Consider the following 22,365-nt stretch of genomic DNA (forward strand, 5'->3'; position numbering starts at 1 on the left):
CGCCTCGTTGAGCGGGTACGACGTGCGATAGCGTCGCCGACACCTCCCGAATGGCGGCCGAAAACGCGGAATCCCGCCCCCGTGCCGTCAGGATGGGGAGCGAACCGTCCATCTCGATCCGCCGGGGGATCTCGTCATGCAGCCGCGAGTATTCGCGATTCTCACCGCGTTCCTGCTGGGAGTCCTGGGCCTCGGATCAGTGGCCGTCACCGACTGGACGCCCAGCACGAGCAGCTCGGCGACCGCGCCGGGCGCGGCCGGCCCGGCGGTCTCGGGCGCGCCCCCGGCCGGCAGCGCGACGGCCGGCGCGAGCGCCACCCCGACCGGTGACCCCGCGGTGTGGACCCGCTCGACGCTGCGCAACAAGATGATGGCCGAGATGCAGGCCGGCGACCCGGGCACCGCGCTGGCGGACCTCGACCGGATCACCAAGCAGTTGCCGTACACCGTCCGGTTCTGCCACCCGATCGCGCACGAGCTCGGGCACGAAGCCGTCAAGCGGTACAACGCCGACTTCCAGAAGGTCATCTCCTTCCCCCACGAGACCTGCGCGGCCGGCTACCTGCACGGCGCGGTCGAGGAGATGCTGAACGCCTCCGCGCAGCCCGAGGTGGACCTGCTGAAGCTCTGCGCGCCCAAGAACAGCGGCCCCTGCATCCACGGTGTCGGCCACGGCACGATGTTCGTCGCCAAGCAGGACGTCGCCAAGGCCCGCGACCTGTGCAACAAGTTCACCACCGACCAGAACCGGATCCGCTGCTCGGAGGGCCTGTTCATGCAGCTCTTCGGCCCGGACGAGGAGGACGAGAAGGCGAAGGCGAACCTGCCCGCCGACAAGCTCGCCCAGGACCCGCTCTACCCGTGCAAGGACCAGCCGGCCCTGTTCCAGTCCGCCTGCTACTTCTACGCGCCCACCTTCTTCCTCTCCTCGCACGACTACCCGAACCACCCCGAGGTGTACGGCGAGGCACTGAAGTGGTGCCTGAACGGCAAGGCGAGCGGCGGCGCGGTGGACTGCAGCCGGGGCGTCGGCTCGCGGACCATGAAGTACAACCTGGACCGGGAGGACTGGGCCGCCCAGCAGTGCGCGACCGCCGCCGACGGCTGGCAGCGCAAGGCCTGCGCCGAGGGCCTGGTCAGCTACTACACGGTCAACTACACGGACGGCGGCGCGGCCGGCCGGCTCTGCGCCAAGATCACGAACAAGGAGATGCAGGGCTACTGCCGCTCCGCCAGTGGGCTCTCCGCCTCGCTGGACTGACGACCGTCCCTCACCGGCGGCCACCGGCGGCCACCCCGGACGGACGGCCGTCCCGAGGAGCGGGCCCGCGCCACACGGCGCGGGCCCGCTTTCGTAGGATCGGGCTGATCCGGGTGCGCCGAGGACGCCGCGCCACCAGGCCCCGTACCACCAGGAGCCCGCCGTGACCTCCGAGGACTTCCGCGCCGCCGCGCACGCCGCCGCCGACCTGGTCTCCGACTACCTCGCCGAGCTGCCCGGGCGCCCGGTCTGGCAGCCGATGGACGACGCCGCCCGGCTGAGCCTGCTGGACGCGCCGCTGCCCGCGGCCGGCCGCCCGCTCACCGAGCTGCTCGCCGCCATCGACGCGGACGTGCTGCCGTACCCGATGGGCAACGGCAACCCGCGCTTCTTCGGCTGGGTGAACTCCGCGCCCGCACCGGCCGGCGTCCTCGCCACGCTCGCCGCCTCCGCCATGAACCCCAGCTCGGCCGGCGGCGACCACGCCGACGTCCACCTGGAGCGGGCCGTGGTCCGCTGGATCGCCGAGCTGGTCGGCTTCCCCCACCCGGCCGGCGGCGGCCTGCTCACCTCGGGCACCTCGATGGCGACCATCGTCTGCCTGGCCGCCGCCCGCGACCGGGCCGCCCGCGCGGCCGGCTGGGACGTCCGCGAGGACGGCCTCGCCGGGATGCCGCCGCTGGTCGGCTACGTCACCGGCGAGACGCACTCCTGCGTGCGCAAGGCCGCCGAGCTGCTCGGCCTGGGCAGCCGGCACCTGCGCACCGTCGCCACCGGCCCCGACGGCCGGCTCGACCCGGCCACCCTGCGGGCCGCGATCGAGCGCGACCGGGCGGCCGGACTGCTGCCGTTCCTGGTGGTCGCCTCGGCCGGCACGGTCGGCACCGGCGCCGTGGACGCCTTCGGGCCGATCGCCGACGTCTGCGCCGAGCAGCGCCTCTGGCTGCACGTGGACGGCGCGTACGGGGCCTTCGGCGTACTGGACCCGCAGATCGCCCACCGCTATGCCGGCCTGGAGCGGGCCGACTCGCTCGCCCTCGACCCGCACAAGTGGCTCGGCGTACCGGTGGACTGCGGCTGCGCGCTGGTGCGCGACACCGAGGAGCTGCGCGCCACCTTCAGCCTGGTGCCGTCCTACCTGCGCGACGAGGCCGCCGGCTCGCTCGGCTGGTTCTCCGAGTACGGCACCGAGCAGACCCGCCCGTTCCGCGCCCTCAAGGTCTGGGCCACCATCGCCCACCGGGGCCGCGACGGCATCGCCCGGGACATCACCCGGTGCACCGCGCTGGCCCGCCGGCTCGGCGAACTCATCGCGACGGACGACGAGTTGGAGCTGCTGGCCGAGGTGCAGACCTCGATCGTGGCGTTCCGCCACCGCGCCGCCGGCCTCGACGAGGCGGCGCTGGACGCCCTCAACCGGGAGCTGCCGGTGGCGGTCCAGCGGCGCGGCCGGGTCTTCGTCACCGGCGCCCGGCTCGACGGCCACGAGATGCTGCGCGCCTGCCTGCTCAACGCCGACACCACCGAGGCCGACCTCGACCTGCTCCTCAGCGAGGTGAAGTCGGCCGCGGCCGACCTGCTCGCCACTGCCTCCCGGTAACCGCTGTCCGGGCGCCCGGGCCCGGGAGCGCCCGGAGGCGAGCGCGCGAAATCACCGCGCCGAGCCGAAGGGCGGCCCTGCACTCGGAGGCGAGCGCGAAATCACCGACATTTACCGACAGGTCACGGGGGATTCGTGATCGCGAAACACCGGAGCGGCAGATTGATGCCATGGAGCACACGGAGCCTCTGACGACGACCGAACGCACCGACCACTCGCCGACCCCCTCCCGTGCCCAGCGGCGCGGCGCCAGAGCCCACCGCTGGCGCCGCGACACCGTGGAACTCGCCGCGATCTTCCTCTCGGTGACCGCCGCCGACCTGGTGGCCAAGATCGTCGTACACGGCCCGGAGGGCCCGGTGGTGCTCGCCGCCTCCGCGGTGGCCCTGCTCGCCACGGCGCTGTTCCACACCTGGTGGTCGCACCGGCACCATCTGCACGGCCCACCGGCCCCGAACGCGCCGGCGCCCCCGGCCGCGCCCGGGGCGGACGGTCTGAAGGGGCCGCTGCACGACTTCGAGCAGACCACGCTCTGGCGGGTCCGCACCACGGTGCAGGACTCCCCGGGCAGTCTGGCCCGGGTCTGCACGGCCTTCGCGCAGCGGCAGGTCAACATCATCTCGATGCAGTCCCACCCGCTGCCGAACGGCACCGTCGACGAGTTCTTCGTCCGCGCACCGCACACGCTCACCCGAACCGATCTGGCCGCGATGGTGGCGGCGGCCGGCGGACACGACATCTGGAGCGACCCGGCGGACGCGCACGACCTGGTCGACGTGCCCACCCACGTCCTGGCGCTGGCGACCCGCACCGCGCTGGACGCCGCCGAGCTGCCGATCGCGCTGCGCCGGCTGTTCGGGCAGTGCGCCATCCGGCAGTACCCGGGCGCGGCCCGGCGCGGCGGCGCCGGGGTCGACGGGCCTGTGATGCGGCTGCCGGTGCCGTCCGGCGACCTCATCGAGCTCAGCCGCCCGCACCTGCCGTTCACCCCGACCGAGTTCGCCCGGGCGCAGGCCCTGGTGGAGCTGGACACCCTGCTCGGCCCCCGGGTGCCGGACGTCAGCGCCCGGCTGAGGCTGCCCGCCGGGGCGGACCTGACCGTCCGGCGCGCGGACGCGGGCGACCACGAGGCGGCCCTGGCCATGCACCAGCGCTGCTCCCCGGAGACCCTGCGCAAGCGCTACCACGGCCCGGTCCGGGACGCCGACCGCTACCTGGAGCACCTGCTGGACGCCCGGCACGGCCAGACCCTCGCGGTCGAGGCCGCCGACGGGCGGATCGTCGCCCTCGGGCACCTGATGTGGGACGACGACAGCGCCGAGGTGGCGGTGCTGGTCGAGGACGACTGGCAGCGGCGCGGACTGGGGCTCGACCTGATGCGGCGGATGGCCGCGCTGTCGCTGGAGGCCGGGGTCGAGACGGTCTACGCCGTCACCCACTCCTCCAACACCGGCCTGATCGCCACCATGCGCAAGCTGGCCGCGCCGCTGGACTACCAGGTCGAGGAGGGCACCCTGGTGATCACCGCGCACCTGGCGGAGGCCGCCGAGGAGCTGCCCGTCCCCTGGCCCACCCGGCCGGGCAGGTAGTCGTTTCTTCACCACATCCTCACCACGCACACCGGTCCGGACGGCGGTCACGCCGTCCGGACCGTCGCGTCCCCGGGCCCGCCGGACCGGCACACCGGGGGAACCGGGCGCCCCGCCGGAGGCGTCCCCCGCTGTGCAAGGCCCCTCCGTACACCGCCCGTTCTGACGCCACGTCAGGATCTCGCCGACGAGGCCGCCGGCGCCGTCGCAGCAGGCGGCACGGGGTCCGGAGCGTCGGGCCGGGCGACGGAGTCGGTAGGCTGGCCCCGTCCCCGCCGCCCGACGGCCCGTTATCCGGTCCCGGGCGGTGCCGCAGCAAGGAGGAACCACTGAGCATGGCAGGCACCGAATCGGAGCCCACAGGCGCACGCGACGCCTCGCTGCCCGCCCGCGCCAAGATCGCGGTCACGGCCGGCAAGGTGGCCGCCGCCCTCTCCCAGAAGGCGGGCCGAGGCAGCGGCTCGGTGATCGGCGGCAAGATCGCCCTCAAGCTCGACCCCGATCTGCTCGCCACCCTCGCCGACCACCTGGACGTGGTGCTGGTCAGCGCCACCAACGGGAAGACCACCACCACCCGGCTGATCGCCGAGGCGCTGCGCGCCGCCGGCCCGGTGGTCTCCAACGCCCTGGGCGCCAACATGCCGGCCGGCATCACCTCCGCCCTGGCCGGCGGCTCGGACGCCCGCTTCGGCGTCATCGAGGTGGACGAGAAGTACCTGGCCGGGGTCGCCCGCGACACCCACCCGAAGGCGATCGCCCTGCTCAACCTCTCGCGCGACCAGCTCGACCGTGCCGCCGAGACCCGGATGATGGCCGAGAAGTGGCGTGAGGGCCTCCAGGACACCGAGGCCGTGGTCATCGCCAACGCCGACGACCCGCTGGTGACCTGGGCCGCCTCCTCCTGCAAGAAGGTGGTCTGGGTGGCCGCCGGACAGGCCTGGAAGGAGGACGCCTGGTCCTGCCCCGCCTGCGGCGGCGTGATGCAGCGCCCCGGCGACGACTGGTTCTGCCAGGACTGCGGCTTCCGGCGCCCCAACCCGCACTGGGCGCTCCAGGGCACCCACGTGATCGACCCGCAGCGCGGCGCCTGGCCGATCCAGCTCCAGCTGCCCGGCCGCGCCAACCTGGCCAACGCCACCAGCTCCGCCGCCGTCGCCGCCGTCTTCGGCGTGCCCCCGCAGGTCGCGCTGGAGCGGATGCAGTCGGTGGCCGCCGTGGCCGGCCGCTACGACGTGGTCCAGTACCAGGGCCGCGACATCCGGCTGCTGCTGGCCAAGAACCCGGCCGGCTGGCTGGAGACCTTCTCGCTGATCGACGGCCCGCCGGCGCCGGTCATCCTCTCCGTCAACGCGCTCGACGCCGACGGCACCGACACCTCGTGGCTGTGGGACGTCGACTACGAGCGCCTCGCCGGGCACCCGGTCTTCGTGATGGGGCAGCGCAAGCTGGACCTCGCCGTCCGCCTGGAGGTCGCCGGGCTGCAGTTCCACGTGGTGGACTCGCTGGAGCAGGCCGTCCGGATGGCCCCGCCCGGCCGGATCGAGGCGATCGCCAACTACACCGCCTTCCAGCAGCTGCGGAAGGTCGTGGCCGGCTGATGCCCGGCCCAGCAGCCCACTTCACGATGGAAGGCCTTCGAGGATGAGTGAGAGCAGCCTGCGCGTGGTCTGGGTCTACCCCGACCTGCTCAGCACCTACGGCGACCGGGGCAACGCCCTGGTCGTGGAGCGCCGGGCCCGCCAGCGCCACCTCAACGTGACCAGGATCGACGTCCGCTCCGACCAGTCGGTGCCCACCAGTGGCGACATCTACCTGATCGGCGGCGGCGAGGACCGCCCGCAGCGGCTGGCCGCCGAGCGCCTGCGCGGCGACAGCGGGCTGGTGCGGGCCGCCGAGAACGGCGCGATCATCTTCGCCGTCTGCGCCGGCTACCAGATCCTCGGCCACGAGTTCGTCAACGATCTCGGCGAGCGCGAGCCGGGCCTCGGTCTGCTCGACGTCTGGACCACCCGCGGCGAGGGCGCCCGCTGCGTCGGCGACGTGCTCGCCGACGTCGACCCGCGCCTGGCCCTGCCGCAGCTGACCGGCTTCGAGAACCACCAGGGCGTCACCCACCTCGGCCAGGGCGTCCAGCCGCTGGCCACCGTCACCGCCGGCCGGGGCAACGGCACCGGGGACGGCACCGAGGGCGCCTGGCGGGACACCGTCTTCGGGACGTACCTGCACGGCCCGGTGATGGCCCGCAACCCCGCGGTCGCGGACATGCTGATCAAGCTGGCGCTGGACGTGAACGCCCTGCCGCCGGCCGACACCACCTGGTACGACGCCCTGCGCGCCGAGCGCATCGCGGCCACTTCGCGCCCCGCCTAGTACGCCGGCCCGCTCCGACCGGGTGCCCGCGATGCGGTCACCCGGTCCACAGGCGGGCCGGGACGTACGACAATGGGGCTGCCGGCTGCACACCCTCCTCGGCAGCAGGCTGCACTTCCGCGCGGGGGCGCCGACGGCGCCGCTCCCGCGTCGGCTCCTGCCCGGCCGGACGCAGGGGCCGTATGCTCGACTGAACGGCCGATTTCGGGCGTTCTGTCCGGATCGGCCGGTCCTTCACTCCACGGTCATCTCCCCGCCATCACGGTGTGGGATCAAGCCGCTACGGTGACGGTTCGTCGTCCCAGCCTGTAGTCCGGCCGTTCGGTTCTGCTCGGGAGTTGCAAAGCAATGCGTATTGGAGTGCTGACCAGCGGCGGTGACTGCCCCGGCCTGAACGCGGTGATCCGCTCCGTGGTCCACCGGGGGGTGGTCGACCACGGTGACGAGATCATCGGGTTCGAGGACGGCTGGCGAGGTTTCCTGGAGGGCGTCCACCGCCCCCTGACCCTGGACTCGGTGAGTGGCATCCTCGCCCAGGGCGGCACCATCCTCGGCTCCTCGCGAGTGCAGCCGAGTCATCTGCGGGACGGCGTCGAGCGCGCCAAGCGGTACTGCGCGGACCTCGGCCTGGACGCCGTCATCCCGATCGGCGGCGAGGGCACCCTCAAGGCCGCCAAGCTGATGAGCGACGCGGGCCTGCCGATCGTCGGCGTGCCGAAGACCATCGACAACGACATCGCCGCCACCGATGTCACCTTCGGCTTCGACACCGCCGTCTCGGTCGCCACCGAGGCGCTGGACCGGCTGAAGACCACCGCCGAGTCGCACCAGCGGGTCATGGTCGTCGAGGTCATGGGCCGGCACACCGGCTGGATCGCGCTCAACGCGGGCATGGCCGCCGGCGCCCACGCGATCGTCGTCCCGGAGCGCCCGTTCCACATCGACAAGCTGACCGCCGTGGTCCGCGAGCGCTTCGACCGGCAGAAGAAGTTCGCGATCGTGGTCTGCGCCGAGGGCGCCAAGCCCGAGCCCGGCACCATGCACTGGGAAGAGGGCAGCAAGGACATCTACGGCCACGAGCGGTTCACCGGCATCGCCACCCAGCTCTCCCGTGAGCTGGAGCACCGGCTGGGCAAGGAGGCCCGCCCGGTGATCCTCGGCCACACCCAGCGCGGCGGCACCCCGACCGCGTACGACCGGGTGCTCGCCACCCGGTTCGGTTGGCACGCCGTGGAGGCCGTCCACAAGGGCGCCTTCGGCCACATCACCGCCCTGCAGGGCACCAACATCAACCTGGTGCCGCTCGGCGAGGCCGTCGCCGAACTCAAGACCGTGCCGCAGGAGCGCTACCTGGAGGCGGAGACGGTCATCTGACCCTCCCCTCCCCCGCCGACGGCCCCCGAGCACCCGCTCGGGGGCCGTCGGCGTCCCGGTGCCGGCCGGTCGGCCGGGACGCCGTCCGAGCGCCGCCGACGTAGCGTTCATCCCTCATCCAATGCAACGACCGGCATCGCTGTCATTGCGTTAGATCCAGACTCGTTGCAACGAAATCTGGGCATTGACCTGCAGATATTCTGATTGGACGCAACAGAGTCGTTGCGTGATCTTCGAACGCAACGTAGCGTTTCACATGTCAGAAACAGTGCGGGCACGAGGAGAGCATGATGCAGACCTTCCACACCCCGGCCGTGATCTCCGCCGTCGTGGACATCCCCGCCGGGCGCGTCCGGGTCATCGCCGCCGACCGGGCCGACACCACCGTCGAGGTACGCCCCGCCGACACCGCCAAGGGCCGCGACGTGACGGCGGCCGAGCGGACCGGCGTCGAGTGCGTCGACGGCGTCCTGCGGATCACGGCACCGGCGGAGAGCGACCGGATCCTCGGCGCGTCCGGTTCCGTCGAGGTGACGGTCCACCTGCCCGCCGGTTCGAACGTCGCGGCGAAGGCGGCGGCCGCCGAGCTCCGGTGCGTCGGGCGACTCGGCGACGTCGTCTGCGAGGGTGCCTACGGCACGGTCGAGATCGAGGAGGCCGCGAGCGCGCGGGTGGCCGCCCACGCCGCCGACATCACGGTCGGCCTGCTCACCGGCCCCGCGGAGATCAGCACCCAGAAGGGCGACATCCGCGTCACCGAGGCCACCTCCGGCACGGTCGTGCTGCGCACCGTGCTGGGCGACGTGACGGTCGGCGCCGCCCGCGGGGTCTCCGCCTCGCTGGACGCCGGCACCGGCTACGGCCGCGTCCACAACGCGCTGAAGAACACCGAGGGCGCCGCGGCCGGCCTGGCCATCCGCGCGACCACCGACCACGGCGACATCACCGCCCGCAGCCTGTAGCACCGCCCGGACCGGCCGAGCCGGCGCCGGCGGCCGATGAGGTCCCGGCCGATCAGGTCCCGGCCGGCGAGGTCCCGGCCGGCGAGGTCCCGGCCGACCCCAGCCGATCAGGTCCCGGCCGAGCCGGTCCCGGCGCCCGCTCGCCGTGTGCGGAACCCGCAAAAGTCGTCCCCTTCACCCGACGCGACCAGGTGGCACCCATGACGAAGAACAACCCGTCCGCGACCGACCCGACCTGGACCGGCATGGTGCCGGTCGACGACACGGCCCTGGCCGTCACCGACACCGGCGGTCCCGGTGTCCCCGTGATCTACCTCAACGGCCAGTTCGCCACCCAGGGATACTGGCGGCGGGTCCTCACCGAACTGGGGACGGGCTGGCGGCACATCACCTACGACGAGCGGGCCCGCGGCAGGAAGTCGAAGCGTTCGGCGGACTACTCCTTCGAGGCCGCCGTCCGGGACGTCGACGCCGTGCTCGCGGCCAGGGGCGTGGACCGGGCCCTGGTGGTGGGCTGGTCCTACGGGGCGTTCGTCGCGGCACACTGGGCCGCCCGGAACCAGGACCGTGCCCTGGGCGCGGTCCTGATCGAAGGCGCGCAGCCGTACGACTGGCTGGACGAGGCCATGGAGCGGCGGATCCGGAAGCAGTTCCGGCTGTGGGGCCCACTCCTGCCGCTGCTGCGCCCGACGGGCCTGACTCCGCGGATGAGCGCCGAGGAGATGGCGGACTGCAACATCGAACTCGGCAAGGTCGCCCGCGAGCGCGAGCTGGGCCCCGTCCTCGACGGCATCACCGTCCCGACCCGGTACGTGGTCGCCTCGGGAACGTCGCTCGGCAGCCGCGGCGACGAGCAGGAACGGATCCGCGCCGGCCTCGGTGCGGTGACCGCCCGCAACCCGAACATCAGGGTCAGCGCGAAGGTCGCGAGCAACCACGGGGCGGTCCTGAAGAAGGACTTCCGTGCCGTCGCCGAGGTCGTCCGCGAGGTCTCCGCCCTCGACCACGGCCGGCCGTGATGACCTGGCCGACGGCCCCCGAGCACGCGCTCGGGGGCCGTCGGTGGTGCGGAGCCGGGTACCCGACCGGGTCGGGTGACCGGCTCAGTACCGGCGCCAGAATACGTACCGATGCTCGGATCAGTACCGGCGACAGGATCCGTACCGGCGCTAGGGTCAGAAACCGGTGTCGTAGGTGTACCGGGCGCTGTGGTCGAGCATGTCCGCCGGGGTGACGTTGTTCCACGGCTTCATGGTCTCGTTGAGGTCGACCACGTTCGCCGTGCCGGCCGTCGGCAGGTAGCCCGAGGACGGGTGGAGCTTCTGCCACTCGGACCAGAGCTTGTCGATGAAACAGTGGTGCAGCCAGAACACCGGGTCGTTGGGCGACATGCCGGTGGTCATGTGGCCGCCGACCCAGACGTGCACCCGGTTGTGCAGGTTGACCCCGCGCCAGCCCTCCAGGTTGTTGCGGAAGCCGTCCGAGGCGCTGTTCCAGGGCGCGGCGTCGTACGCGGCGATGGCGAGCACACCGGTGGCCTCGGAGCGGGTCGGCAGCTGGGCGACCGAGACCCCGAACTGACGGCGCAGGAAGTTGCGGCTGTCCGGCCGCACGTTCAGCGTCCAGTTGCCGGTGGAGTAGGCGAACGGCCCGGTGGTCACCTGGCCGTCGCTGCTGCGGCCGTTGCCGCCCAGGAAGTCCGCGTCCCAGATCGAAGCGGTGGTGGTGCGGTCCGCCGTCCAGTCCCAGTACGGGAGGGTGACGGTCGGGTCGATCGCCTGCAGGGCCTCCTCGAACTGCAGCAGGTAGCGCCGGTGCCAGGGCAGGAAGGACGGCGAACGGTGGCCTACCCGCTCGCCGTTGTCGGTGTCGCTGATGATGAAGTTGTTGTGGGTGGTGACGAAGGAGTCGTAGCCGCCGGCCCGCTTGAGCTCGAGCACGGCGTTCACGAAGGCGCGCTTCTCCTGGGTCGTCAGGGTCGCCTGGTTCTTGCGGACTGCCATGAGTCCCCCCTTGGGTGTGAAGTGGTGTGACGGGTCCGGGTGTTCGGACTCGTTGCTCAGACCGTCGTGACCGGCACGAGCGTGGCGCCCTGCAGCTCGGTGACGGCCGCGCGGGCGAGCGAGCGCGGCGTGGCGAAGGTCTGGTAGTGGTTGACGACGCTGATCCAGGTGCCGTCGGCGTTGCGCATCATGTGCAGCTCGTCGCCGTCGATCCGGACCGAGTAGCCGGCGCCGCCGTGGTGGTGGCTGCTGCCGTCGGTGACCGGGCGACCCTGGATGCGGCGGCCCTGGAAGACCTCGTCGAAGGTGTCGGACGCCCCCGGGTCCGCCGCCGTCGCCGACTTGCTGGTCGGCCCGGCGACGCCGAGCACGACGGTTCCGGCGGCCGCGGTCAGGGCCACGGCGGCCCCCTGCAGCATCCGGCGCCGGGTCAGCTCCGAGGCATGGGTGTCTTCGGACATGGTTGGTACCCCCTTGAGCGCCCCGTCTGGTGTTGGGGCGCCGTTCAGAAAGGCTTGCAGAAACGTTAATGCGAGGTGATTCCATGATCGCCCTCGCAGTTTCGATGCTTTCAGGGCAACTCGACCTAGAGAACAGCCGATCGGCGGGGGTACGTACGGTTGGCCTGGATTCAGCCATCCGTCGATCGCCCACGCCTCGGACGCCCCAGGAAGATCTCCCGTTCCTCCACGGAAGGATCGTCAGAACACGATCGATCTTCACTCTGTGCAGATCCTGCGCCGAAGATCCTCCGTTCCCGACCCATCCCCGGTGACCGGCCTCACCCGGGCAGGATGGCGCGATGCGACGGCCTCCCTCCGGCCGCCGGTGGCCGAAGTCGGGCGTGGCGCACAACGGCCGTCGGGGCGGCGGGCAACTACGGCCGCCCCGGCACGCCGCGCGCCGGCGGCCGGGGGTGTCTCGGTAGCGTGGCGGGATGGAGATCCTCGCCTACGGCGTCCAACAAGATGAGCGGCCCCTGCTGGAGAAGGCCTTCGCCGAGCGGCACGCGCTGCGCAGCCTGGCGGTCTTCCTCAACCACGACACCGCGCCCCTGGCCGCCGGGTACCGCGCGATCAGCAGCAGCGTCAACGACGTCCTGGACGCCGGGACCCTGGGCCTCCTGGCCGCCGGCGGCACCGAGTTGATCGCCCAGCGCTCCACCGGCTTCAACAACATCGACCTGGACGCCGCCGCCGAGCTCGGCCTCACCGTCGCCCGCGTCTCGTACTACAGCCCCTACTCGGTCGCCGAACACGCCTGGGCCCTCGCGCTCGCCGTGAACCGCCGGCTCACCCGGGCCACCAACCGCAGCCGCGAGTTCGACTTCCGCCTCGACGGCCTGCTCGGACGCGACATCCACGGGATGACGGTCGGGGTGCTAGGCACCGGCAAGATCGGCGAGTGCTTCGCCCGGATCGCTCACGGCTTCGGCACCGAACTCCTCGGCTGGGACATCGCCGAGAACCCGGCCTGCACCGCCCTCGGCATGACCTACGTGGACCGCGCCGAACTGCTCGCCCGCTCCGACCTGATCAGCCTGCACGTCCCCCTGCTCCCCAGCACCCACCACGTGATCGACCGCGCCGCACTGGCCCTGATGAAGGACGACGCGATCCTGATCAACTCCAGCCGCGGCGGCCTGGTCGACACCACCGCCCTGGTCGAGACCCTGCGCGCCGGCCGGCTCTCCGGCGTCGGCCTGGACGTCTACGAGGAGGAGACCGGCGTCTTCTTCTACGACCGCTCCGTCGAGGGCATCAGCGACGACACCCTCGCCCGCCTCGTCACCTTCCCCCAGGTCCTGATCACCTCCCACCAGGCCTACTTCACCCGCACCGCCGTCGGCCAGATCATCGACACCACCGTCCGCAACATCGACGACTTCGAAGCCGGCCGACGCGGCGAGAACGTCCTCGTGCCGGCGGCGGACGCCTGACCCGCCGGAACGTCCGGACACTTCCCTGCCACTCTGCCCAACGCCGCTCCTCCGCGACGACGCGAGCGCGGGCACCGCACCCGAGAAGCCGCGTCCCACTCATGACAGCGCCGGCCGGCCAGGTCGGGGAGGCTCCCGATGTCCGGACCCACCCGTCCCGACCCACCCGTCCGGAACCTCGCGGCCTGGTCCTGAGCGCGAGCCGGCCGCCACGTGCCGGGCGCGGCGGTTCCGTCGACCACCGCACCCGCGACCGGGCGCCGGGCGACACTGGACCGGGGCGCCGCCGTGCGCATCCGCGCCCGATCCGGCCCGCGCCTCGGTGACTGAGCGACGTTGTCGTACACGGGAAGGAAAGGGTGAGAATCACCATCGTGGGTGGCGGCATCGCCGGCCTGACGACCGCCTTGAGTCTCCACGCTGCCGGTATCCGGTCCGAGGTACGGGAGTCGGCCCGGGCGATCGACGCTGTCGGTGTCGGGATCAACCTGCTGCCGCACGCCGTACGCGAGTTGACGGAACTCGGGCTCGGCGACGAGCTGGCCGGGATCGCACTGGCCCCGGAGCGGCTGCTGTACTGCGACCGGAAGGGCGGCCCGGTCTGGGAGGAGCGGCTGGGCCGAACGGGCGGCTACCGGTGGCCGCAGTTCTCGGTGCACCGCGGACACCTGCAGATGCTGTTGCTGACAGCGGTGCGCCGCCGGATCGGCCCCGACGCCGTACGCACCGGCATGGCGTTCCAGCGCTTCGAGGAGGGCGGGGACGGGATCCTGGTCCACTTCCTGAACCGGGCTGACGGCAGCGCGGCGGTGGAGCACACCGACGTACTGATCGGAGCGGACGGAATCGACTCCGCCGTCCGTGCCCAGCTGTACCCGGGACAGGGCCCCTCGAACTGGAACGGGGTGCACATGTGGCGCGGGGTCGCCGAGGCTCCGCACATCCTCGGCGGCCGGACGATCGTGGTGGCCGGCGGCGACCCGGGTGACGAATTCGTCGCCTACCCGATCGCCGACCCGCCGACGTCCGGCGGGAACGCGGTACTGAACTGGGTGCTGGAGGTCCGGCACCCGGGCACCGCCGACGGTCTCGTCCGGTCGAACCGTCGCATCGGCGCTCCCGAGGCCCGGGCGGGACTCGACGGCTGGAGCCTGCCGTGGATCGACCTGGCCTCCCTCGTCGAGAACTCCTCGGACATCTACGAGTACCCGATGCTCGACCGGGACCCGCTGCCCCGGTGGAGTTCCGGCCGGGTCGCGCTGCTCGGCGACGCCGCGCACCCGATGTTCCCGATGGGCATGAACGGCGGATCGCAGTCGGTGGTGGACGCCCGGGTCCTCGCGTGGTGCCTCGCCCGCGACCCCGACCCCGCGGCGGCGTTGCGGCGCTATGACCACCTGCGTCGCGCCCCGGTCAACCGCATCGTGCTCCAGAACCGCGCACTGGGACCGGAGAAGATCATCGCCGAGGCCGCGGCCCTCCACGGCGAACTACCCGCCGGAGAGGCGCTGGAGATCTCCCGCCATTACCAGCAGCTCTCCCAAGCCACACCCGGGCACCTCAACAGCCGTCCCACCTGGGACGTCCCGCGCACCGGACCGCAAGCGGCGTGGTGAAGCAGCGCGCTCCCGCCGGGGCCGCACCCCGGGTAGCGATCTAGCATGAAAGCCAAGGCTTCATCTCCAGGCCCGCGTCGCGGCGGCAGGGAGGCCCGCATGGCGTTCGACACCACTGGTTACGAGCAGGCGGACAGTGGCCGCTACCTACCGATCTCCGAACACGGCCTGATCGGCGATCTCCGGACGGCCGCCCTGGTCGGCGCGAACGGCACCATCGACTGGTACTGCTGCCCGCGCTTCGACGCGCCCAGTGTGTTCGGGTCCATCCTCGACGCCGACCGGGGCGGGTCGTTCGAGTTGGCCCCAGAGGTCCCGACCCGCACCAGGCAGTTCTACTTCCCCGACACGAACGTGCTGATCACGCGGTTCTTCGCGGCGGACGGGGTGGCGGAGATCCAGGACTTCATGCCCGTGGTCGACGAGGCGCGCGAGGCGGCCCGGCACCGGCTGATCCGTCGGGTGCTCTGCGTCCGCGGCACCCTCCCCTTCAGGGCGCGGATCGCCCCGCGCTTCGGCTACGGCGCCGAGGCGCACACCACGCGCCTCGAAGGCCACACGGCGGTGTTCCGCTCGCCGTCCCTGACCCTCGCGCTGACCGCCACCGTCCCGCTGGAGAGCGACGGCCTGGACGTGTGGTCGCACTTCAAGCTCCTTGAGGGCGAATCCCATGTGTTCGCCCTCGACCGGGTCGGCGACGACGTCCCGGCCCGGTCCTGTCCGCGTGCCGAGGCGCAGGAGCAGGCCGAGGCGACCGTCCGGTTCTGGCGCCACTGGCTGGCCGGGTCGCGTTACCAGGGGCGGTGGCGGGAGATGGTGAACCGCTCCGCCCTGGTGCTCAAGCTGCTCACCTACGCGCCGACCGGGGCGATCGTCGCCGCACCGACCACCAGCCTGCCGGAGCGGATCGGCGGCGAGCGCAACTGGGACTACCGGTACGTCTGGGTCCGGGACGCCGCCTTCTGCGTCTACGCCATGCTGCGCCTGGGGTTCACCGCGGAGGCCGAGGCGTTCATGGGGTTCCTCGACGAACGCGGCATCATGCGCGGCGCCGGTGCGACCGGCCCGTTGCAGATCATGTACGGCATCGACGGACGCAGTGAGCTGCCCGAGTACGAGCTGCCGCACCTGGAGGGCTACCTCGGCTCCGCGCCGGTCCGGGTCGGCAACGCCGCCACCGGCCAGCTCCAGCTGGACATCTACGGAGCCCTGATCGACTCCGTCTACCTGTACGACAAGTGGGGACAGCCGATCAGCAGCGCCCGCTGGGACGAGGTCGGCGCGGTGGCGGACTGGCTCTGCGAGCACTGGGACCAGCCCGACGAGGGGATCTGGGAGACCCGCGCGGGCCGCAGGGACTTCGTGTACTCGCGGCTGATGTGCTGGGTGGCGCTGGAACGGGCGATGCGGATGGCGAACCGCCGCGGCCTGCCGGCCGACCTGCCCCGCTGGCGGGAGTCCCGTGACGCGATCTACCGGCAGATCATGCGGCGCGGCTGGTCGGCCCGGCGGGGCGCGTTCGTCCAGGCTCTGGACCGCGATGAGCTGGACGCCTCGCTGCTGATGATGCCGATGGCCAAGTTCGTCTCGCCCACCGACCCCAAGTGGCTCTCCACCCTGGACGCCCTCACCACGGACCTGGTGTCCGATTCGCTGGTCTACCGCTACAACGCGGCCACCAGCCCCGACGGCCTGCACGGCCCCGAGGGCACCTTCTCGATCTGCTCCTTCTGGTACGTGGAGGCGCTGGCCCGCGCGGGTCGGCTGGAGGAGGCCCGGCTCGCCTTCGAGAAGATGCTCACCTACGCCAACCACCTCGGTCTGTTCGCGGAGGAGATCGGCCCGACCGGCGAACAGCTGGGCAACTTCCCGCAGGCCTTCACCCATCTCTCCCTGATCAGTGCCGCCTTCAACCTCGACCGCGCGCTGGGCTGACGCGGCACCTCCGTCCGGGGCGTGGAGACCCTCCGGACTGTGCGGACCCGGGTACGGGCGGCCGAGGGCAACCTCCTCGGGGCGCTCGCCGGCACCCCTGTGACAAGGCCGCCGACCCCTGCGATCAGCCCGCCCCGACCGGCCCACCCCGACCAGCCCGGCCCGCCCGGACGGCCGCCGGATCGGCCCGCCGCTGCGCGTCCGGACCACCGTGGTCATCATGGAACCGGGGCCGACGGTCAGGAGGGATTCGATGGAGCTGTTCCCACCGATGCCGCTCGCCGAGTGGCAGGACACCAAGGAGACGCTGCACCGCTTCACCCAGGTGGTGGGCAAGATCCGCCTGGCGGCGAGCGTGCGGCGCAACCACTGGTGGAACGTTCCGTTCCACCTCACCGGGCGCGGGATCACCACACGGCCCATGGGACAGGTCGACGGCAACCCGATCTTCACCATCGACTTCGACTTCGTCGACCACCGGCTGGTCGTCGCGACGGCGGACGGCAGGACGGATTCCTTCCCCCTCCTCGGCCAGTCCGTGGCCTCGTTCCACCGGCAGACGCTGGAGACCCTGGCGGCGTTGGGTGTCCGGATGGAGATCCAGGTCCCCCGGCCCTACCGGCTCGCCGACTCCGCCCGGCCGTTCGCCGAGGACTTCGAGCACACGACGTACGATCCCGCCTGGGTGAATCGCTCCTGGCAGGTACTCGGCCAGGTCGGGCTGGTGCTGGAGGAGTTCGCGGCCCGTTTCTCGGGCAAGGTCAGCCCCGTCCACCTCTTCTGGCACTCACTGGACATCGCCCACACCCGGTTCTCCGGACGCGTCGTCGACCCTCCACCGCGGGTGGACCCGGTGACCCGTGAGGCGTACTCCCGGGAGCTGATCAGCTTCGGGTTCTGGTTCGGCGACGCCGACCTGGGGGAACCGGCCTTCTACTCCTACACGGCTCCCGAGCCCGCGCACCTGGCCGACGACCCGCTCACACCCGCGTCCGCCCAGTGGATCGCGCTCAACGACAGCCACCTGGCGGTACTGCGCTACGACGCGGCCCGTTCCGAGGCCGATCCGAGAGCGGCCGTACTCGCCTTCTACGAGAGCGCCTACCAGGCCGGAGCCGTCCGCTCCGGCTGGGACGTCGGCCGCCTCGCCTGCCCGGGTGGGATCACGGACCCGGATGTGCCGACCCTGCCGCTCTGAACGCCTCAGCGCAGGTGCAGCTGCCAGTCGGCGGGGACCTTGCCCCGCGGGCCGGGCGTCGGCTGCGAGGCCGGGTGCGCGGCGGGCGGTGCCAGTTCCGGCCCCTCGTAGTACTGCTCGGTCTCGATGTTCCACAGCCACGCCTCACCGGGCTCGAAGCTGGCCAGGAACGGGTGCCCCACCTCTCGGGCATGCCTCGTGCCGTGTCGTGAGGGTGATGAGTCGCAGCATCCGACGTGCCCGCACTCCGCGCAGCGCCGCAGGTGGAACCACCACCCCGGCCCGTCCCCCGCCAGGCACTCCACACACCCGTCTCCGCTCGGCTGCGCGGATGGATCGATCCCCCGGATCGGGCTGTCAGCCATGGGACACACCTCCCGATGAAGGCTCGGCGGGGCGCCGGTGCGGCACCTCGACGCCGAAGCCGTCGGACTGTCTGTCCCCATCCCAACCAACCGGCGCGCACGGAGATTCCGTGACGAACAGCGGCGGGCGGTCCCCCCGGCCCGAGGTGGTGGCCGGCTCCGTCGAGCCGGCCGCCGCGCCCGCGAGGTCCAGCACGTGCCCGGTCCAGGTGCGGAAGGTGCGCAGGCCCATCCGTTCGTAGAAGCCTCCGGCCGCCATGGTGTTGGCGGAGTCGACGTCCGCGACGGCCCAGCGGTAGCCCCGGGCCTTCGCCCGGGCGAGCGTATGGGTGAACACGGCGCGGTACAGGCCCCGGCCGTGCAGGTCGGGGCGGGTACCCGCGTTGGCGAGATAGAGCTCGCGTTCGGCACCCGCGTCCGCGAGTTCGGTGGCGAGCAGGTAGCAGAGGATCTCCCGGCTCTCGGCGGACAGCAGGAGGAAGGACGAGGCGGGGCGGAAGTACGGACTCGCGGTCACGGAGTGACGCCAGGTCGCCGCCGTCATCCGGACACTGCCCCAGGTGTCGGCGAAGATCTCGTTCCGGGCCGCCAGCAGCGGCGCGTCGTACCGGTCCTCGAACGGCACGATCGCGGTACCGCGCGGCAACGGCGGCGCGGCGGCCGACGCGTACCGCACCAGGTCGATCCGCATGCCCAGGTAGCTGCGTGCCCTTCGGTACCCCGCGGCATCCAACTCCCCCGCGAGCCACCGCTGACGACCGTGCGTCCGGGTGTGGAGCTCCAGCGGGGTGCCGGTGAACCGCTCCCGGTGCCGGCGGGCGGCCGCGCGACGGCCCCGGGCGAGGAGGTACGCGGCCGTCTCCGAGGTCCGGTGGGCGGGGTGCACCGCGATCTCCACGGTCATCTCGTGGACGGGGTCCGCCTGTTCCCGCGTCCGCGTGACCGCGTACGCCACCGGCTCCGACCCGGCCCAGGCCGAGGTCGTGCCGACGGCCAGGTCGACGCCCGAAGCGGCCCAGCCGTCGAGGACGTCCTGTTCACCCCGCCGGTCACCCGTCCCGTCGGCGCGCTCGCAGACGGCCAACAGCTCCGCGGTCCGGCGCGCGTCGGAGCGGGCGAGCGGGCGCCACACCAGCTCATTCACCACGGGCCACCGCGAGTCCGCGCCCGCCGGGCACCACGACCTGGCCGTCGGTGACCAGCATGAAACGCTCCAGCCCGGGCACCAGGACATTGACCACGGCGAGGTCCGGCGTGACGTGGTGGTCGCGCTGGTACGCCGCGAAGCCGTGCTCCCGCAGCGACCCCAGGAGCCGGTCGAGGTGCCCGGCCGGGGTGTCCGGCGCCGCGGTCGGCTCGAACGGGCGCGCCTCGGCGGCCTTCAGCGCGGCGCCGAAGTCGGACAGGTAGCAGGCGTGGAGCCCGGGGTAGGGGCCGGTGTCGTCGCGCTGCGCGGGCAGCAGATCCGCGTACTGCTCGCGCAGGCCGATGGTGCTGTGCAGTTGGACGAGTTCGCTCAGCGCCCGGGAGATCGCGTACCGGCGGGAGAGCGACGCGCCCCACCCGCAGATCCGCGCGGGCCGCCCCGGGGGTGGCGCCTGGTAGGCCGTGTACGCCGGCACGCCCAGGTCGGTGGTCATGTCGATCAGGTGCACCGGCCGGCCGGTGCGGGCGGTGGTGAAGTCCAGGAGGGCGGTGAGGTCGGCGGGCAGCGTCGCCGGGTCGACCACGACCAGCGGCCGCGGACGCTCCCGCAGGAACTGGCCGATCAGCAGCAGGGACAGCGCGTCGCGCTCGATCAGCTCGTTGATCGCGTGCACGGCGGCTTCGACCGGATTCGCCCCGGCGGCCCAGCCGTTGTTGACCGAGTAGCGGCCCACCGACCGGTAGTCGTAGGAGTCGCCGACCTGCCGGCGCAGGCCCTCGCCGGCCGGTCGCAGGTATTCGGGCATGGACAGGAAGAGCGGGACATCGGTGTCCGGGCCGCCGTCCAGCGACCGGTACGGCAGGCACCCCAGCGGGCGGTCGGGCGCCTGGTCCAGCAGCGCGGCGGCGACGTCGCGTCGGAGCGGACCGCGGGCGACGCCGTGGGCGGCGGCCAACCGGATCCGTGCGCCGAGCAGTCCGTCGACCCCACTGAGGAAGTGTTCCAGTGCCTCGAACAGCGCACCCGCCCGCGCCTCCGCCCGGCTCCCCTTGCCCAGCCCCAGCCCGGTGCGCAGCGGTACACCGGCACGGCGCAGGACGCACCGCCACGTCCCGGGGCTGCCGTCGAGGATCGGTGCCAGATCGGCCTCCAGCCCCAGGGCCTCGATCGCGGCCACCGCCCTTCCGGACGCCGCGTCAGGGAGGAGGCTGCGTTCCCCGGACTGGGGAGGTGCGGTGTGCGTGGAGGTGGTGATCACGTCCGTCCCGTCTGCTCGGCGGGGCGTCGGGCCACGGCGGGTCGGCGTGCGACCGCCGCGGCCCGGCGCCCCTGGGCCCTCTGTCTTCGGGTGGCGTCAGCCCTCGTCGGTGGACTCGCCCGGGTCGGCCTTGCTGTCCTTCGCGAGCTCGGCGACGATGCGCTGCTCCGCGACCGACAGCACGACCTCGTCCGGGTGGAACTTGTCGCGGTCCTGGAATCCGCCCATGGGAACTACCTCCTGGAACTCGGGAGCCGGCCACCGGTCTGCGACCCGACTCCGGCCGCACAGCACAGCGTGCGTATGCGCTCCAACTGATCGTGACCGACCGGGGACAGTATGTGAATGCTCGTCCGTACGGGTAACTTGCGCGAGAGTCCGCACCCGGGCGTACCGCCGCCCGCACCCGGCCGCCCCCGCCAGACATCCCGCCCGCACCCGGCCGCCCGAACCCGGCCGGACATCCCGGCCCAGGACCGACGGTGATACCGCGTTCGGGTGAAAGGAAGTCGCCCTCCCGGAGCCCGACCGCCGGAGCCCCCTCCCGGAGTCCGGACGCCGGCCGGGTCGGTAACGCCCCGGGCCGGGGATCCGGGCCGGGGGCGGGCCGCGTTCCAGCCCTCGGCGGCGAGGTCTTCCGACCCCCGGAGGACGGTTGCCCGCCCCGCCGGATTGCGCGACAGTCCCGCCATGGACCCGCTGCCCGTACCGCGCCCGACGGGGCGGGGCGACCCGATCACCGAAGTACTCGAACTGGTGGGCGCCCGCTGTGCGCTGACGCGTGGCTTCACCTTCACCGGCCCCTGGTCGCTGGCGTTTCCCGCGCCCGGAAGGCTGAAGCTCCACGCCGTCCTCGAAGGCAGCACCTGGCTGCTGATGGACGGGATCACCACGCCGGTCCTGCTGGAGGCGGGCGATGTCGTGGTCCTCGCCGGCGACCGGCGGTACGTCCTGGCGAGCGCGCCGGACCTGCCTCCGGCCGAGGCCCTGCCACTACTGAAAGCGACCGCGGACCCCTTTCACCACACGGGGCCTCCGGACACCCCGGAGACCGTCGCGGTCGGAGGCCACATCGAACTGGAAGCCGCCGGAAGGGACCTGCTCCTCGACGCCCTGCCGCCCCTGATGCACATGCGGGCCACGACGGCCGAGGCTCCGGCCGCCCGCTGGCTCCTCACCCAGGCGTTCCACGAGATGCGCGGGGACCGTCCCGGCGCCTCGTTCGTGGCGGACCACTTGGCGCGGCTGCTCTTCGTCCAGGTCCTGCGCACCTACCTGCGCGAGGCCCACACCTTCCCCGCCGGCTGGCTGCGGGCCCTGGCCGACGAGCGCGTCGGACCGGCGCTGCGGCTCATGCACGCCGACCCCGCCCGGCCGTGGACCCTGGCCGAGCTGGCCGCGGCGGCGGCCATGTCGCGCACCAGCTTCGCGAACCGGTTCAGGACCGTCGCCGGCACGCCGCCCCTGACCTACCTCTACCACTGGCGCATACGACTGGCCCGGCACGGCCTGCGGCACGACGACAGGCCGGTCGCCGCCCTGGCCGCCGCCCTCGGGTACTCCTCGGAGAGCGCCTTCAGCAACGCCTTCAAACGCGTCACCGGCCTGGCCCCGCTGCACTACCGCCGTACGGTACGGGACGGTGGTGCCGAACCGCCGTTCCCCTCCGGGCCGAAGCCCCGCCGGTGTTCCCCTCGCGCGCCGTAGCGGCCGGCGGGGCCAGGTCCGGTCCGGCGGATCGGGTGTGG

The 22,365-nt window shown here is 72.6% G+C and carries 19 protein-coding genes; 13 read left to right on the top strand and 6 right to left on the bottom strand.

The window, feature by feature from the left end:
- Nucleotides 1-136: 136 nt before the first annotated feature.
- From ACIQTO_RS12215 to ACIQTO_RS12250, 8 genes are all read left to right on the top strand, one after another.
- Nucleotides 137-1,261 carry a hypothetical protein gene (locus ACIQTO_RS12215; protein WP_402386549.1) on the top strand — a complete coding sequence of 375 codons (1,125 nt, stop codon included), beginning with the start codon at nucleotides 137-139 and terminating at the stop codon, nucleotides 1,259-1,261.
- A 163-nt stretch (nucleotides 1,262-1,424) separates the two neighbouring features.
- Nucleotides 1,425-2,861, top strand: coding sequence for a pyridoxal phosphate-dependent decarboxylase family protein (locus ACIQTO_RS12220; RefSeq protein ID WP_402386552.1), 1,437 nt, complete (start codon nucleotides 1,425-1,427; stop codon nucleotides 2,859-2,861).
- Nucleotides 2,862-3,031: 170 nt separating this feature from the next.
- Nucleotides 3,032-4,450, top strand: coding sequence for a GNAT family N-acetyltransferase (locus tag ACIQTO_RS12225; protein WP_402386555.1), 1,419 nt, complete (start codon nucleotides 3,032-3,034; stop codon nucleotides 4,448-4,450).
- 335 nt (nucleotides 4,451-4,785) lie between these two features.
- Nucleotides 4,786-6,048, top strand: coding sequence for a MurT ligase domain-containing protein (locus ACIQTO_RS12230; RefSeq protein WP_402386558.1), 1,263 nt, complete (start codon nucleotides 4,786-4,788; stop codon nucleotides 6,046-6,048).
- A gap of 43 nt (nucleotides 6,049-6,091) precedes the next feature.
- A complete protein-coding gene (locus tag ACIQTO_RS12235; RefSeq protein ID WP_402386561.1) occupies nucleotides 6,092-6,820 on the top strand; it encodes a type 1 glutamine amidotransferase in 729 nt (242 codons plus the stop codon).
- A 348-nt stretch (nucleotides 6,821-7,168) separates the two neighbouring features.
- Nucleotides 7,169-8,194 carry a 6-phosphofructokinase gene (locus tag ACIQTO_RS12240; protein ID WP_380575072.1) on the top strand — a complete coding sequence of 342 codons (1,026 nt, stop codon included), beginning with the start codon at nucleotides 7,169-7,171 and terminating at the stop codon, nucleotides 8,192-8,194.
- A 290-nt stretch (nucleotides 8,195-8,484) separates the two neighbouring features.
- Nucleotides 8,485-9,156, top strand: a complete 672-nt coding sequence (locus ACIQTO_RS12245; RefSeq protein WP_402386972.1) for a DUF4097 family beta strand repeat-containing protein — start codon at nucleotides 8,485-8,487, stop codon at nucleotides 9,154-9,156.
- Between the two features lie 200 nt (nucleotides 9,157-9,356).
- Nucleotides 9,357-10,175 carry an alpha/beta fold hydrolase gene (locus ACIQTO_RS12250; protein ID WP_402386563.1) on the top strand — a complete coding sequence of 273 codons (819 nt, stop codon included), beginning with the start codon at nucleotides 9,357-9,359 and terminating at the stop codon, nucleotides 10,173-10,175.
- Nucleotides 10,176-10,331: 156 nt separating this feature from the next.
- On the opposite strand, the gene ACIQTO_RS12255 is transcribed toward ACIQTO_RS12250, so the two are convergent.
- Entirely contained in the window at nucleotides 10,332-11,159 is an 828-nt protein-coding gene (locus ACIQTO_RS12255; protein WP_402386566.1) for a tyrosinase family protein, read from the bottom strand.
- Nucleotides 11,160-11,215: 56 nt separating this feature from the next.
- Nucleotides 11,216-11,620, bottom strand: a complete 405-nt coding sequence (locus ACIQTO_RS12260) for a tyrosinase cofactor (protein ID WP_402386569.1) — start codon at nucleotides 11,618-11,620, stop codon at nucleotides 11,216-11,218.
- Between the two features lie 476 nt (nucleotides 11,621-12,096).
- Between ACIQTO_RS12260 and ACIQTO_RS12265 the strand changes: the two genes are divergently transcribed.
- The 4 genes from ACIQTO_RS12265 to ACIQTO_RS12280 all read left to right on the top strand — a co-directional run bounded on the left by ACIQTO_RS12265 (nucleotide 12,097) and on the right by ACIQTO_RS12280 (nucleotide 17,847).
- On the top strand, nucleotides 12,097-13,098 hold the full coding sequence (locus tag ACIQTO_RS12265) for a 2-hydroxyacid dehydrogenase (RefSeq protein WP_402386572.1): 1,002 nt from the start codon (nucleotides 12,097-12,099) through the stop codon (nucleotides 13,096-13,098).
- Nucleotides 13,099-13,457: 359 nt separating this feature from the next.
- Entirely contained in the window at nucleotides 13,458-14,714 is a 1,257-nt protein-coding gene (locus ACIQTO_RS12270) for an FAD-dependent monooxygenase (RefSeq protein WP_402386575.1), read from the top strand.
- A gap of 99 nt (nucleotides 14,715-14,813) precedes the next feature.
- Nucleotides 14,814-16,649 carry a glycoside hydrolase family 15 protein gene (locus tag ACIQTO_RS12275; protein ID WP_402386578.1) on the top strand — a complete coding sequence of 612 codons (1,836 nt, stop codon included), beginning with the start codon at nucleotides 14,814-14,816 and terminating at the stop codon, nucleotides 16,647-16,649.
- Nucleotides 16,650-16,902: 253 nt separating this feature from the next.
- Entirely contained in the window at nucleotides 16,903-17,847 is a 945-nt protein-coding gene (locus tag ACIQTO_RS12280; RefSeq protein WP_402386581.1) for a DUF5996 family protein, read from the top strand.
- Nucleotides 17,848-17,852: 5 nt separating this feature from the next.
- Here the strand turns inward: ACIQTO_RS12280 and ACIQTO_RS12285 are convergent, their stop codons facing one another.
- The 4 genes from ACIQTO_RS12285 to ACIQTO_RS12300 form a co-directional block, all read right to left on the bottom strand.
- Nucleotides 17,853-18,212, bottom strand: a complete 360-nt coding sequence (locus ACIQTO_RS12285; RefSeq protein WP_402386584.1) for a UBP-type zinc finger domain-containing protein — start codon at nucleotides 18,210-18,212, stop codon at nucleotides 17,853-17,855.
- A complete protein-coding gene (locus ACIQTO_RS12290; RefSeq protein WP_402386587.1) occupies nucleotides 18,205-19,356 on the bottom strand; it encodes a GNAT family N-acetyltransferase in 1,152 nt (383 codons plus the stop codon). Before ACIQTO_RS12290 ends, ACIQTO_RS12285 begins: the two co-directional genes overlap by 8 nt.
- Nucleotides 19,349-20,536 (bottom strand): YcaO-like family protein, encoded by a 1,188-nt coding sequence (locus ACIQTO_RS12295; protein ID WP_402386590.1) that lies wholly within the window; start codon nucleotides 20,534-20,536, stop codon nucleotides 19,349-19,351. The genes ACIQTO_RS12290 and ACIQTO_RS12295 overlap by 8 nt, the downstream gene beginning before the upstream one ends.
- Before the next feature lie 177 nt (nucleotides 20,537-20,713).
- Nucleotides 20,714-20,845, bottom strand: coding sequence for a hypothetical protein (locus ACIQTO_RS12300; protein ID WP_402386592.1), 132 nt, complete (start codon nucleotides 20,843-20,845; stop codon nucleotides 20,714-20,716).
- A 462-nt stretch (nucleotides 20,846-21,307) separates the two neighbouring features.
- On the opposite strand from ACIQTO_RS12300, the gene ACIQTO_RS12305 reads away from it, so the two are divergent.
- Nucleotides 21,308-22,324, top strand: coding sequence for a cupin domain-containing protein (locus tag ACIQTO_RS12305; RefSeq protein WP_402386594.1), 1,017 nt, complete (start codon nucleotides 21,308-21,310; stop codon nucleotides 22,322-22,324).
- The last annotated feature ends 41 nt before the right edge of the window (nucleotides 22,325-22,365 follow it).

Source organism: Kitasatospora sp. NPDC091207 (assembly GCF_044768625.1).
Lineage (GTDB): Bacteria > Actinomycetota > Actinomycetes > Streptomycetales > Streptomycetaceae > Kitasatospora.

What these genes read in the sequence shown, in the direction of transcription:
- ACIQTO_RS12215 (WP_402386549.1), top strand. Translation starts at nt 137, where the DNA reads ATGCAGCCGCGAGTATTCGCGATTCTCACCGCGTTCCTGCTGGGAGTC.
- ACIQTO_RS12225 (WP_402386555.1), top strand. Translation starts at nt 3,032, where the DNA reads ATGGAGCACACGGAGCCTCTGACGACGACCGAACGCACCGACCACTCG.
- ACIQTO_RS12230 (WP_402386558.1), top strand. Translation starts at nt 4,786, where the DNA reads ATGGCAGGCACCGAATCGGAGCCCACAGGCGCACGCGACGCCTCGCTG.
- ACIQTO_RS12235 (WP_402386561.1), top strand. Translation starts at nt 6,092, where the DNA reads ATGAGTGAGAGCAGCCTGCGCGTGGTCTGGGTCTACCCCGACCTGCTC.
- ACIQTO_RS12240 (WP_380575072.1), top strand. Translation starts at nt 7,169, where the DNA reads ATGCGTATTGGAGTGCTGACCAGCGGCGGTGACTGCCCCGGCCTGAAC.
- ACIQTO_RS12245 (WP_402386972.1), top strand. Translation starts at nt 8,485, where the DNA reads ATGCAGACCTTCCACACCCCGGCCGTGATCTCCGCCGTCGTGGACATC.
- ACIQTO_RS12250 (WP_402386563.1), top strand. Translation starts at nt 9,357, where the DNA reads ATGACGAAGAACAACCCGTCCGCGACCGACCCGACCTGGACCGGCATG.
- ACIQTO_RS12255 (WP_402386566.1), bottom strand. Translation starts at nt 11,159, where the DNA reads ATGGCAGTCCGCAAGAACCAGGCGACCCTGACGACCCAGGAGAAGCGC.
- ACIQTO_RS12260 (WP_402386569.1), bottom strand. Translation starts at nt 11,620, where the DNA reads ATGTCCGAAGACACCCATGCCTCGGAGCTGACCCGGCGCCGGATGCTG.
- ACIQTO_RS12265 (WP_402386572.1), top strand. Translation starts at nt 12,097, where the DNA reads ATGGAGATCCTCGCCTACGGCGTCCAACAAGATGAGCGGCCCCTGCTG.
- ACIQTO_RS12275 (WP_402386578.1), top strand. Translation starts at nt 14,814, where the DNA reads ATGGCGTTCGACACCACTGGTTACGAGCAGGCGGACAGTGGCCGCTAC.
- ACIQTO_RS12280 (WP_402386581.1), top strand. Translation starts at nt 16,903, where the DNA reads ATGGAGCTGTTCCCACCGATGCCGCTCGCCGAGTGGCAGGACACCAAG.
- ACIQTO_RS12285 (WP_402386584.1), bottom strand. Translation starts at nt 18,212, where the DNA reads ATGGCTGACAGCCCGATCCGGGGGATCGATCCATCCGCGCAGCCGAGC.
- ACIQTO_RS12300 (WP_402386592.1), bottom strand. Translation starts at nt 20,845, where the DNA reads ATGGGCGGATTCCAGGACCGCGACAAGTTCCACCCGGACGAGGTCGTG.
- ACIQTO_RS12305 (WP_402386594.1), top strand. Translation starts at nt 21,308, where the DNA reads ATGGACCCGCTGCCCGTACCGCGCCCGACGGGGCGGGGCGACCCGATC.